This window comes from Streptomyces sp. NPDC002324, from assembly GCF_053593335.1.
On record NZ_JBSFCF010000001.1, the window covers coordinates 216715 to 228900 of the forward strand.

9 protein-coding genes are annotated in these 12186 nt (G+C 70.3%); 6 read left to right on the forward strand and 3 right to left on the reverse strand.

Going from position 1 to position 12186, the window contains the following annotated elements; translation table 11 throughout:
• The first annotated feature begins 17 nt into the window (after nt 1-17).
• The 3 genes from ACWCRJ_RS00930 (at nt 18) to ACWCRJ_RS00940 (ending at nt 5220) form a co-directional block, all read left to right on the forward strand.
• The gene (locus ACWCRJ_RS00930; RefSeq protein ID WP_450937251.1) at nt 18-2360 is read left to right on the forward strand and encodes a VWA domain-containing protein; all 2343 of its coding nucleotides are present in this window, start codon (nt 18-20) and stop codon (nt 2358-2360) included.
• Nucleotides 2361-2488: 128 nt separating this feature from the next.
• Nucleotides 2489-4216: a methionine--tRNA ligase gene (gene metG / locus ACWCRJ_RS00935; protein ID WP_450937252.1), complete on the forward strand. Its 1728-nt coding sequence runs from the start codon at nt 2489-2491 to the stop codon at nt 4214-4216.
• A gap of 158 nt (nt 4217-4374) precedes the next feature.
• Entirely contained in the window at nt 4375-5220 is an 846-nt protein-coding gene (locus ACWCRJ_RS00940) for a hypothetical protein (RefSeq protein WP_450937253.1), read from the forward strand.
• Between the two features lie 48 nt (nt 5221-5268).
• On the opposite strand, the gene ACWCRJ_RS00945 is transcribed toward ACWCRJ_RS00940, so the two are convergent.
• From ACWCRJ_RS00945 to ACWCRJ_RS00955, 3 genes are all read right to left on the reverse strand, one after another.
• On the reverse strand, nt 5269-5685 hold the full coding sequence (locus ACWCRJ_RS00945) for a universal stress protein (protein WP_450937254.1): 417 nt from the start codon (nt 5683-5685) through the stop codon (nt 5269-5271).
• Complete coding sequence (locus ACWCRJ_RS00950; RefSeq protein WP_450937255.1) at nt 5685-7223, reverse strand: APC family permease; 1539 nt, start codon at nt 7221-7223, stop codon at nt 5685-5687. The genes ACWCRJ_RS00945 and ACWCRJ_RS00950 overlap by 1 nt, the downstream gene beginning before the upstream one ends.
• Nucleotides 7224-7291: 68 nt before the next feature.
• Nucleotides 7292-8536, reverse strand: a complete 1245-nt coding sequence (locus tag ACWCRJ_RS00955; RefSeq protein WP_450937256.1) for a saccharopine dehydrogenase family protein — start codon at nt 8534-8536, stop codon at nt 7292-7294.
• Nucleotides 8537-8912: 376 nt separating this feature from the next.
• Here ACWCRJ_RS00955 and ACWCRJ_RS00960 point away from each other — a divergent pair, with 376 nt between their 5' ends.
• From ACWCRJ_RS00960 to ACWCRJ_RS00970, 3 genes are all read left to right on the forward strand, one after another.
• Complete coding sequence (locus ACWCRJ_RS00960; RefSeq protein WP_450937257.1) at nt 8913-9356, forward strand: ATP-binding protein; 444 nt, start codon at nt 8913-8915, stop codon at nt 9354-9356.
• Nucleotides 9357-9583: 227 nt separating this feature from the next.
• Nucleotides 9584-11098, forward strand: a complete 1515-nt coding sequence (locus tag ACWCRJ_RS00965; protein WP_450937258.1) for a NucA/NucB deoxyribonuclease domain-containing protein — start codon at nt 9584-9586, stop codon at nt 11096-11098.
• A gap of 32 nt (nt 11099-11130) precedes the next feature.
• Nucleotides 11131-11727 carry a hypothetical protein gene (locus ACWCRJ_RS00970; RefSeq protein WP_450937259.1) on the forward strand — a complete coding sequence of 199 codons (597 nt, stop codon included), beginning with the start codon at nt 11131-11133 and terminating at the stop codon, nt 11725-11727.
• Nucleotides 11728-12186 lie beyond the last annotated feature (459 nt).

Here is a 12186-nt window from a genome sequence, read left to right on the forward strand (position 1 = left end):
CCCGAAGGGTTGCGCACATGGGCATTCTCTCTCTTCTGCGGAATGCGTTCAGTCGCTCACGCAAGGGGCGCGACACGGATTCTTCGCAGGAGGCGGAGCGGGTTTCCTCGCCGGAGTCGACCGACGGCTCCGCGCCGGCCGAGCCGAGGGTTCCGGCCCAGGCTGCCGAGCCCGAGCCCGCGGCGCCTACGCCGCCCACCTCCGTCGCCGACGACCTCGTCTCCGCGGCCTTCGACAACGTCACGGTGCCGAAGCCGCGGGGCGGCGAGCGCGAGGCGCAGGAGACGCCCGCGCCCACCACGGAGGCCGACGCGAAGGATGCGGCCACGGAGGCCGAGGCGAAGACCCCGGCCGCGGACACCACGGTGACTCCCGACGCGAAGACCCCGGCCGCGGACACGGTGGCGACTCCCGAGGCGAAGACCCCGGCGGCGGACACGGTGGCGACTCCCGACGCGAAGACCCCGGAAGCCGAGCCGACGCCGGCCGCCGAGCCCGAGCCGACGGTGGCGGCTGCCGTCGAGCCCCAGCCCGAGGTGACGGCTGCCGCCGAGCCCGAGCCGACTGCCGCGCCGGAAGCCGCCGCCGAGGTGGAGGTGAAGGCTGCCGCCGAGGTGGCGGCCGAGCCGGAGCCGGCGATCGAGGCCGAGCCTGCGGCTGCGGCAGACGAGGGGGAGGCCGCGGCTGCGTCCGTGGCCCCGGCCGCCGACGCGGAGGCTTCGGCCGTAGCTGAGACCGAGACCGAACCGGTGGCCGAGCCGGAGGCGGTGACCGAGGCCGAGTCGGCGACTCAGGCCGAGCCCGCCGCCGAGGTGGAAGCCGAGGCCGAGGCCGAGTCGGCGACTCAGGCCGAGCCCGCCGCTGACGTGGAAGCCGAGGCCGAGCGCGAGTCGGCAGCCGCGCCGGAGGCAGCCGCCGAAGCCGAGCCCCAGCCGACGGCTGAGCTCGTTGCCGAGGCCGAGCCCGCCGCCGAGACGGCAGCTGAGGCCACTGCCGAGGCCGACTCCGAGCACTCAGCCGCCAAGGAGACCGAGCCGGAGGCGGTGGCCGAGGCCACCGAAGCCGAGCCGGTCGCCGCAGAACCCGTGGCAGAGCCCGCCGACGCACCCGTGGCCGAGGCGGCGCCCGAGGCCGAGCCCGAGCCCGTAGTCGAAGCCAAGGCCGTAGTCGAAGCCGAGGCGGAGGCTGAGCCGCAGGCCGAGCCGCAGGCCGAGCCGCAGGCTGAGGCCTCTGCCGAGCCCGAGGCCGCATCCGAGGCCAAGGCCGAGCCCACTGTCGACGCGGCACCCGAGCCGGAGGCCGCGCAGGAGGCCGAAGCCTCCCCGGAGCCGGTCACCGCCTCCGAGCCCGAAGCCGCGCCGGAACCGGAAGCCGCACCGCAGCCCGAGCCCGAAGCCGCCTCCGAGCCCGAGCCCGAAACTGCATCCGAGCCCGAAGCCGCGACCGACCGGGAAGCCGAAACCGAAGCCGCACCCCAGCCCGAACCCGCACCCCAGCCCGAACCCGCCCCCGAACCCGCGGTCGCCGACGGCGAGGGCGCCCCGCAGGTGGCACCCGCGGCCGACGACGAAAGCCGCACGGGTGGTGCGGGTGGGAGAACGGGCGCGGCCGACGGCGCAGCCGAGGCCGTGCCGGCGGCCACCCCAGGCGGAGCCGACCCCGTGCCGGCGGCCACCCCAGGCGGAGCCGACCCCGTGCCGGCGGCCACCCCAGGCGGAGCCGACCCCGTGCCGGCCGGCCTGCGCACCGCCTACGACGCCGCCGGAGCCGTACTCGCCAAGCAGGACCTCAAGGACGCCCGCGCCAAGGTGTACCTCGTGCTGGACCGGTCCGCCTCGATGCGCGGCTACTACAAGGACGGCTCCGCCCAGGCCCTCGGCGAGCAGACCCTCGCCCTCGCCGCCCACCTCGACCCCGAGAAGACCACCGTCCCGGTCGTCTTCTTCTCCACCGAGCTGGACGGCACCGGCGAGCTGACCCTCGACGCGTACGAGAGCAAGGTCGACGACCTGCACGCCGGCCTCGGCCGCATGGGCCGTACCAGCTACCACGTGGCCGTCGAGGAAGTCCTCGCCCAGCACCGGAAGGCGGCCCCCGACACCCCCGCCCTCGTCGTCTTCCAGACCGACGGCGCCCCGGACGCCAAGACCCCGGCGAACCAGGCGCTCGCGGACGCGGCCGGGAACCACCCCGCCGTCCACTTCGCGTTCGTCGCGTTCGGCGACCCGGAGAACAAGGCCTTCGACTACCTCCGCAAGCTGAAGACGTCCACCACGTCCCACTTCCTGGCCGGAGAGACCCCGCGCGAACTCACGGACGCCGAGGTCTACGAGGGCATCCTGGCCGCCTGGCGCCCGTAGCCCGGCCCCCGTCCCACCGTGCCGCCCGCTTCTCATCCCCTAAAACGGGAGGCGGGCGGCACACCCATGTCGGCTACGATTTCAAGGTTCGCGAAGCAGTCAGAGAACCGACCTGGGAGCAGCCCCCGATGGCTCGACACCTCATCACCAGCGCCCTTCCGTACATCAACGGGATCAAGCACCTGGGCAACATGGTGGGGTCCATGCTCCCGGCGGACGTGTACTCCCGCTACCTCCGCCAGCGCGGCCACGACGTCCTCTACATCTGCGCGACGGACGAGCACGGCACCCCGGCCGAGCTCGCGGCCAAGGAGCAGGGCCTCCCGGTCGACGCGTTCTGCGCCCAGGCACACGACGCGCAGAAAGCGGTCTACGACGGCTTCGAGCTGGCCTTCGACTACTTCGGCCGCAGCTCCAGCCCGCAGAACGCCGAGCTGACGCAGCACTTCGCCCGCAAGCTCAACGAGAACGGCTTCATCGAGGAGCGCGCGATCCGGCAGGTGTACTCGCCCGCCGACGGCCGCTTCCTGCCCGACCGGTACGTCGAGGGCACCTGCCCGCACTGCGGTTACGACAAGGCGCGCGGCGACCAGTGCGAGAACTGCACGCGGGTCCTGGACCCCACGGACCTGATCGAACCCCGCTCGGCGATCTCCGGCTCGACGGACCTGGAGGTCCGCGAGACGAAGCACCTCTTCCTCCTCCAGTCGAAGCTGCAGGGCGAAGTGGAGGCGTGGATCGACCAGGTCTCGAACGAGTGGCCGCAGCTCGCCTCCTCCATCGCCCGCAAGTGGCTGACCGAGGGCCTGCACGACCGTGCGATCACCCGTGACCTGGACTGGGGCGTCCCGGTCCCGGCCGACACCTGGCCGACGCTGGCCGCCGAGGGCAAGGTCTTCTACGTCTGGTTCGACGCGCCGATCGAGTACATCGGTGCGACGAAGGAGTGGGCGGACGCGGCCCCGGAGGAGAACCGCGACTGGAAGTCGTGGTGGTACGAGCCGGCGGGCGCGTCGGACGTGCGCTACACCGAGTTCATGGCGAAGGACAACGTCCCCTTCCACAGCGTGATGTTCCCGGCCACGGAGATGGGTGTCCGGGAACCGTGGAAGAAGGTCGACCAGCTCAAGGCCTTCAACTGGCTGACGTACTACGGCGGGAAGTTCTCCACGTCGCAGAAGCGGGGCGTCTTCACCGACCAGGCCCTCGACATCCTCCCCGCGGACTACTGGCGCTACTTCCTCATCGCCAACGCCCCCGAGTCGGACGACTCCTCGTTCACGTGGGAGCACTTCACGGCGACGGTGAACAAGGACCTGGCCGACACCCTGGGCAACTTCGTCAACCGGGTCCTGTCCTTCTCGAAGAAGCGCTTCGGCGAGGAGGTCCCGGCGGGCGCGGAGGCGGGCGAGCCGGAGACGCGGCTGGGCGAGGAGATCGCGGCACTCCTCGCCGAGTACGAGACCCAGATGGAGGCCCTCCAGTTCCGCAAGGCCGCGGCGGCGCTCCGCGCCCTGTGGTCGGCGGGCAACTCCTACCTGGAGGAGAAGGCCCCCTGGCTGGAGATCAAGACCGACCAGGAGGCCGCAGCCCTCACCCTCCGTACCGCGATGAACCTGATCCACCTCTACTCGGTGGTCTCCGAGCCCTTCATCCCGGCATCCTCGGCCACCATGCGCGCCGCCTTCGCCCTGAAGGACGACACGGCCGCCTGGGTGACGACGGAGGAGGCCAAGGCCCTCGACTTCGTCCCGGCCGGTACACCCTTCACGGTCCCCCCGGTCCTCTTCGCGAAGCTGACGGAGGACGACCTGGAGACGTACAAGGAGCGCTTCGGCGGCGCGCCCGAGCAGTAGTCACCGCACATCTGCGGCCACGGGGTGGCCGGATGCCGTAGCGGTAGGGCATCCGGCCGCCTCTCCCTGCTCGCCCCTGCCCCGAGGGCGTGGCGCCGGTGCCACCGGACGACACCCCTTCGGCGGCACCGGACCGCCGACGGCTAAGCTCCCGCCTCATGCCCGACCTGCCGAGTTTCCACGAGGCCACCGTCGACGCCGTCATCGGTCATGCCGGAGGCGCGACACTCCCCTTCAAGCGGGCGAACCGGGAGACGGATCACGCGACGGCCTTCTGGTTCAACGAACTCGTGGAGAGCGGACCGGACGGCGACGTGATCAGGCAATACCTGGTGACGGCCGGCGACATGACCCGGATCGACCTCGCCGAGGTGACCCTGCGCCCGTCGCTGGGCATCCCCGAGCCGAGCGCTTCCAGGCTGGCGATGCTGGACTTCGCCGAAGGATGGATCCACCTCGGCACCCTGGGCGTGGCGGTCCTGCCCACCTCGGTCCTGCACACCTACGCCGAACGCAAGGGCTGGCGCTGGAACACCGACGAGATAACCGACGGCGTCGCGGCCCAGAACGAGGACATCGCCCGTATCGGCAAGGGCCCCGTCCCCGCGTACGCCCTGTGCCACGACGTGGACCCGGAGAACGGCGAGCGCGACCAGGCGGTCGTGATCGGCACCCTGGCCCGTGCCGACGACGGAACCATCCGCTGGGCCGGCGAACTCCCCCGGGGCTGCGTGGGTGCTCCGGTGTTCACCGCCCTCCCCCAAGAAGTCTCGGGGGAGGGCACGAGCTTCAAGCTGATCTGTGCGGGAGTGGCCTTGCCACCCAACGACCACGGCTTCGGCCACCACCCGGTGACCACGTTCGACGCCATACGCGAGGCTCTGCGCACCGTGCCCGTCGAGACGCCCCCGCCTCCCACGCCGTACGCACCGCAGACTCCGTCCCCCTCGGCGCCGACGGCCCACGCGCCGCGGAAACGCCGCTGGTGGCACCGCGGAGGCTGACGACCACGCGGTGCCGTGGCGGACGTTGCGAGCAGTCGCCCGCGTGCCTCACTCCTGGGTCGGCACGCACAGGACGGGGAAGCTCGACAGGTGCAGCAGCTTGTGCGGGGTCGAGCCCAGCAGGGCCCCGCGCATCGGGCTCTCGCCCCAGGTGCCGACCACGATCAGCCGTGCCCGGTGGCGCGTGGCGGCGTCGATCAGCGCCTGCGCCGGTTTCTGGTCGATGATCTCGACGGTGGTCGGTACGCCGGCCGCGTCCGCCGCCGTGACGGCGTGTTCGAGTGCGAGGCGTCCGGCCTGGTGCAGGGCCTCGCGATGGGTGCGGTACTCGTCGCCCTTGCCGCCCGGGGCCGCCGCGCCGTACACCAGCACGAGGGGCTCGCCGTATCGGCCGGACACCTCGATGGCGACCCGCAGCGCGCGTGCGGCGCCCGGCGACTCGTCGTATCCGAGAACGATCGCCATCAGGAGTCCCTGCCTTTGCCGTGGACGAGGTCGGGGTCGGCCACGCCCGGGCGTTCCGACCAGAAGGCGGGTGTCACCAGGCGCAGGACGACCATGAGCACCACACCCGTGAGCGCGATGCCGATGCCGATGACGAGCGGCGGACCGAGGCCGAACCACGAGACCCCGCTGTAGGAGTTCTCGGGGTCGGACATGTCGGCGACCGATTCGACCAGCAGCCAGGCGAGCAGTCCGGCGCCGGCCAGCGGGCCGAGGCCGATGAGCAGGAAGTGGCGGACGCTCTCGGTCAGATGGCGGCGGTAGTAGACCGCGCAGGCGACGCCGGTGAGCGCGTAGTAGAAGGCGATCAGCAGCGACAGCGCGGTGAGCGAGTCGAACAGCGCGTTCTCGCTGATCTCGTTGACGACGACGTACCAGGCGATGGCGATGGCGGCGACCCACCAGGTGCTCACGTCGGGCGTGCGGAAGCGCGGGGCGATGTGCCCGAAGTACGCGGGGAGCGCGTGCCTGCGGGCCATGGACAGCGCGGTGCGGGACGCCGGGATGATCGTCGTCTGCGTCGACGCCAGCGCGGACGTCGAGACGGCGAGCAGCACGACCCAGTCCCAGCCACCCATCACCTCGCCCGCGAGCAGCGCGAAGATGTACTCCTCGTCGTCGGCGTTCTCGGTCAGGTAGGCGGTTCCGGCGTAGGCGACGACGGCGTAGCCGACCGACACGTACGTCACCAGCAGGATGACCGTCGACCAGATGCCCGCCTTGCCCGGAGCGGTGGCGGAGTCCTCCACCTCCTCGGTGAGGTTGACCGCCGACTCCCAGCCCCAGTAGATGAACACGCCGAGGAGCAGGGCGCCGGTGAGGGCCGCGCCGCCGGGCCCGAAGGGGTCGAGCCAGGTGATCGACGGGTCGACGGAGTCGAGGGTGCCGGTGTCGGCGTAGACGCGGTAGAGCGCCACCACCGCGAAGGCGAGCAGGCAGACGACCTGAGCGAGGATGAGGACGTTCTGCACCTTGGCCGAGACCTCGGTGCCGATGACGCAGACGGCCGTCATCACGAGGATGAGCAGCACCGTGAGCAACTGGCGTACGACGTCGTCGTCGACCCAGCTGTCGAGGCCGAAGGCGAGCAGGGCGAAGCTCACGGCGACGTCCGCCAGCGAACCGACCACCAGGACCCCGGTCATCGTGATGGCCCAGCCGCCGAGCCAGCCGGCCCACGGTCCCATCGCCCGGGTGACCCACGAGAAGGTGGTGCCGCAGTCCTGGTCGACCTTGTTGAGGTAGTAGAACGCGGACGCGATCAGCAGCATCGGCACGAACGAGGCGACCATGACGCCGGGGGCGTAGACGCCCACGAGCGCGACGACCGGGCCGATGACCGCCGCCAGCGAGTACGCCGGGGAGGTGGAGTTGAGCCCGATGACGAGCGCGTCGACGAACCCGATCGCGTCGGGCTTCAGCCCGCCCGGCGGCCCCTCGGGCGGTCCGCCCGGCGGGCGGGCGGCATCAGCGGGATCGGCGGTGTCGTCGTCGGTCATCTTCGGTCCCTCGCTCCGGCTGCTTGTGGGGTTGATCCAGACAACAGGGAGATAAGGGACTTTCTACGCTATGTACGCGCGCTCGGGGTGTCCTCGCGCATGCCCCACGGCGAGCCGTACTCCGTCAGCAGGTCGAGGAACGGCCGGGGAGGCAGCGCTTCGGGGCCGAGGACGCCGCTGCCGAGCCAGGCTCCGGAGGCGATGAGTTCGAGGGCGACGACGGGGTTGACCGCGGTCTGCCAGACCACGGCCTGGGAGCCGTACTCCCGCATCGACCACTGGTTGTCGACCACGTGGTAGAGGTACACCTCGCGGGGCCGCCCGTCCTTGGTGCCCTTGACCCAGGTGCCCGCGCACGTCTTCCCACGCATACGGTCCCCGAGGCCTGCCGGGTCGGGCAGGCAGGCGGCGACGACGTCCCGCGGGGAGACCGCGGCCCTGCCGTCCTTCGTCCCGACGGTGACCGGGTCGGTCCGGTCGAGCCCCAGCTTGTGCAGGGTCTTGAGCACGCCGATGAACTCGTCGCCCAGGCCGTACTTGAAGGTGACCCGCTCGGCCTTCAGCCACCGGGGGACCAGGAGCACCTCCTCGTGCTCGACGTTGACGCACTCGACCGGCCCGATGCCCTCGGGGAAGTCGAACACCTCCGGCTCGCTGAAGGGCGGTGTGGTGAACCAGCCGCGCCCCTCCTCGTAGACGACCGGCGGGTTCAGGCACTCCTCGATGGTCGTCCAGATGCTGAAGGAGGGCGCGAAGTCGTAGCCGTCGACGACCAGATCGGCGCCGTCCCGGATGCCGATCTCCTCGATCCCGCCCTCGTCGAACAGCTCGTCGGCGGCGTAGCGGGCGAACACGTCCGACAGGCCGGGCTCCACCCCCATGCCGACCAGCGCGAGCCGGCCCGCCGCCTCCCACTCGGCGGCCCGGTCGAACTGCGCGTCGCCCAGCTTCACGCCGCACTCCTCGTAGGGGCGGCTCGGGTGGGGCCGGGACAGGGACATCGCCATGTCGAGGTAGTGCGCGCCGTGCGCGAGCGCCGCGTCGAACAGCGGCAGGACGAACCGTGGATCGGTGGCGTTCAGCAGGACATCGCAGCGGTGCTCGGCCAGCACGCCCCGCACGGCGTCGGCGTCCGACGCGTCGAGCCGCACCGCCGTGAACCTGCCCGCGCCCTCCCCGACCGCCGCGACGGCCGACTCCGCCCGGGTCACGTCGTAGTCGGCGACTACCAGATGCTCGAAGAACGCTCGCCGGGCCGCGATCCGCGTGACGGCACCGCCCACACCGCCTGCACCCACCATGAGAACTCGCACAGCGCAGCACTCCTTCGTCCGGTCCGCCCTACTCGTCCCGTCGGCGGGCGGATTTCCCCGCCGGTTCGGTGGGCCGGGATAATGTCAGCCGAATTCTTCCGTGAAGCACCTGATTCGGCCATTGCTCACGCACCGCACGATCGATCCCGAAAATGCCCGCCCCACACGCCGACACGGGGAGAAGGTGCGAGGCTGCCGTTCGGGGCACATCGTCCAGCCCGGGTGTCGCCGCTCGTTCCACACCTAGACTTCTAGCGCCCGTACCCCTACGGCCGGTACCGACAGCCCGGACAGCAGTGGACAAGCTCCGGACAGTCACCGTATGCACCGGCGTCGTCACTGTTCACGGTAGGCGCGCACCGCCACTCTCAGTGAGGTGAACCAGGAAAAGTCCACCCAACACGACACCCCCACCCGCCACTTCAGCGTTCTGCTGTCGCCCACGCCACGCGGCGCCCGCCTCGCCCGGCTCCTCGCCACGGAATGGCTGCGCACCTGGGACCCGCCGTACGGCGTCCTCGACACCGCCGAACACCTCGTCGCCGAACTCGCCGCGAACGCCACCACCCACGGCCGGCTCCCCGGCCGGGACTTCAGCCTCGTCCTCCACACCCGGGACAACACCCTCCGCATCGAGGTGACGGACACACGCGGCGACGACCTCCCGCGCCACCGCCGCCCGTCCCCCGACGCCGAATCCGGACGCGGCCTCCTCCTCGTCGAGGCCCTCGCCGACCGTTGGGGCACCGAACTCGGCCCCGTCCCCCGCAAGACCGTATGGGCCGAACTCGATCTCGACACGGTCGCGTTCGAGTCGTGAGCCGCAGGTAAGCCCTGGTGAATGACGCAACGGCAGCCATGACGTGACGCGCTCGACCGCTTCCGCTCGCTGCATCGGATCGTTCCAGCCGGCTCTCCCGCCGCCGGGTCTGCGCCTAACCCAATGGCCGACTGTCAGTCCCTCGTGCTTCGATCGGGTCGATCAGCGTGGACACGCCAAGAAATGGGCGGGTCTGCGCTGCTCTGACCATCCACAGGGGGTACGACGTGAGACCGAGAATCATGCTGGCCGTGGGGGCTGCCTCGCTGGCGCTGTTGGGCAACAGTCTGACCGTGGCGCAGGCGGCGGACGATCCCGCAGCCGTACCGGAAAGCTCGCTGAGCACGGAAGTGGACCTCGCCGACCCGGCCGCAGACGAGCTGCCATTGGCTGAGGAAGACACCGAGGGCGACCCGGAGTCGGAGCCGTCGGAAGAGGACATGGCGCTGGGCATCGAAGGCACGGCCGATGAGCCGGCGGCGGCACCGGATACCGCCGAGGACGGACAGCCCGTCACGATGGAGACCGGTACGCAGACGGCGTGCGGCGAGCAGACGGAGACGGGCGCCGAGGAGGCGCCCGACGGGCAGTTCGTGGCCTGCGTATCGCCTCCGGCGCCGGCGGAGGAGCTGACTGCCGAGGAACAGGCCGCACTGTCGCGCAGTGATGCCACCGCCAACCCGTCCGCAGGTGAGGCGGCTGCCCTGGCTGCCGCAGCGGCCCGCGAAAGCGTCGACCGGGAAGCCCTGCTGCAGGACACGACGGATGACACGGCATCGGAGACCGAACCCGTCGACAGCCCGGACGCTCTCGCCGCCGCGGCCAAGCGCTCGCCGTGGAAGGAACCCAAGTGGTGCATCGACGAGGGCGTGGACTCGACCTGGTACATGCAGCGGATGCGCAGTTGCGGTATATGGCGCGGCAAGGTCTACGCCAAGGACGTGCGCACGGGCCGCGTGGTCGGCAACATCAAGTTCCTCTTCATCGGATACTCCTTCACGGCCCGCGACTCCAAGACGTGGGCGACACAGGTCAAGCTCGTGGAGGTGTCCCGGTCGGGGAAGGCCGTGAGCGGCACGAAGGCGTACGGCAGTGCTTCCTGCGTGGGCAAGTGCAAGGTGACGGACAAGGACTTCCCGGCGCAGACGATCAGTTCGAGGGCCGAGCCCTTCGGTCAGTTCTTCATGAAGTCCACCATCGACACCAAGGCGTCCAAGCAGCGGGGTACCGGGCGGAGCATCGCCACCATGCGGTTCCGTAACTCTGAGTGGCTCGCACCGTCGGAGCCCCTGAAGCTCTCCACCCTGGAAGTCCGGTGCGACAACGCCCTGCCCGGTGCGCCGAAGCAGGTCGGCTGTGTGAATCTCCGTGCTGTGCCGGTGATCAGTTACAGCACGACGGGGCCATGGCCGCAGATAGCCAAGCACATCAAGGACGCCCAGGCCGACGGAAAGCCCGGCAAGTACGGTACGACCGACTACCTCACGCGGCTCACGAACAAGAAGAAGATCGACAAGAACCGCGGCAAGGCGTGTCCGTCGAGCCTGGAGCGCCCACCGGGCAAGTCCTGCGACGAGTACCCCTTCGCCAGCACGTGGCAGGGTGCCAAATACAGCGGCGGTCCGTTCAGCCGACGCATGGTCAACGACAAACAGAACAAGGGCGCCGGTCGCGCGCTGAAAGGTTTCTACGCCTACAGCCGCGTCCTCGAAGGAGACCGGTACCTGGTATGGATCAGGTAGCCCCCTGACGGATGAGACCGGAAGACAACACCGTGAATGAGTCAGTCCACACCCGAACCGCTCTGGTGCACGCCGAGTATCACCTCTTCCAGATCTCGGATCCGGAGGGGACCGTGGCCGATGACCTCGACGCGTCTCACAACGGGCTCGTGTCGGCCATCGACGGGGCGATCGAGGTGTCGACCGGAATCCACACCGGCAACGTCCAGGTGACCGTAGAGCTTCATGCCGTGAAGCCCGAGCCCGCTGCGGACTGGGAGGAGATCGCCGAGATCTCATGGCGATCCCCGTCCGGAGAAGCGCTCGTGGCTCCACTCATGGACGACCCCGTGGACCTGCCCTCGCTGGCCTCGCGAGGACCGGGCCACTACCGGTTGCGGGTCCATGCCCGGGGCAGGGACACGGCTGTCGACCAGACAGTGGTGGATGAGGTCGTGGAGTCCTATCTGCTCCAGAGCTGGCCCGCGGCACACCAGGACGCTCTTCTGGTGAGGGCGACCGACGCCTACGGGGCCCACCTCCGGGCCCAGGAGGCCGACGACACCATCGTCATCGACCACGAGGACTCTCTCGACACCCAGACCGGCCGGGAACGCGACATCCTGCGCCGGGCCGATCGCGGCGATTAGCCCTGATCAACAGCCCGCGTCTTCGGTCGAGGCAGCTCACGACATAAGCTGCCTCGACCGAAGTGCGGCAAGGTCCTTTCAGGTGCGCCGATCCCTGTATCACCGCGTCGGACACCTCAGCGCCCTGCTGTCGCTATGCCGCTCGGCGCCCGGTCGCCGCTCGACCTCGCTGCACCAACCGGCATGCAGCCCGCGACCCGGCCTCCCACCGAAGCCCAGAAACCTGAACTCCGGTGCCACAGGCGCTCTTCCCAAAGAAACACGATGGGGAAAGAAACCCCACCAAACCCCACCCCTCCCGCCCACGGCGTCCGCTCACTCGGTCGAGTGAACAACACCAACTCGACTGGCTTCGGGACAGGTTGCCTGCTCTACGCTCAGCGCGGCACCACACAACCGCCGCATCCACACCACAGCGGCAGCCACACAACCGCAGACATGCGACGGCCCCCGCCGGGA

Bases quoted from the DNA above. Each gene is read 5' to 3' on its own strand.
- ACWCRJ_RS00930 (WP_450937251.1), top strand. From the start codon at position 18: ATGGGCATTCTCTCTCTTCTGCGGAATGCGTTCAGTCGCTCACGCAAG.
- metG (WP_450937252.1), top strand. From the start codon at position 2,489: ATGGCTCGACACCTCATCACCAGCGCCCTTCCGTACATCAACGGGATC.
- ACWCRJ_RS00940 (WP_450937253.1), top strand. From the start codon at position 4,375: ATGCCCGACCTGCCGAGTTTCCACGAGGCCACCGTCGACGCCGTCATC.
- ACWCRJ_RS00945 (WP_450937254.1), bottom strand. From the start codon at position 5,685: ATGGCGATCGTTCTCGGATACGACGAGTCGCCGGGCGCCGCACGCGCG.
- ACWCRJ_RS00950 (WP_450937255.1), bottom strand. From the start codon at position 7,223: ATGACCGACGACGACACCGCCGATCCCGCTGATGCCGCCCGCCCGCCG.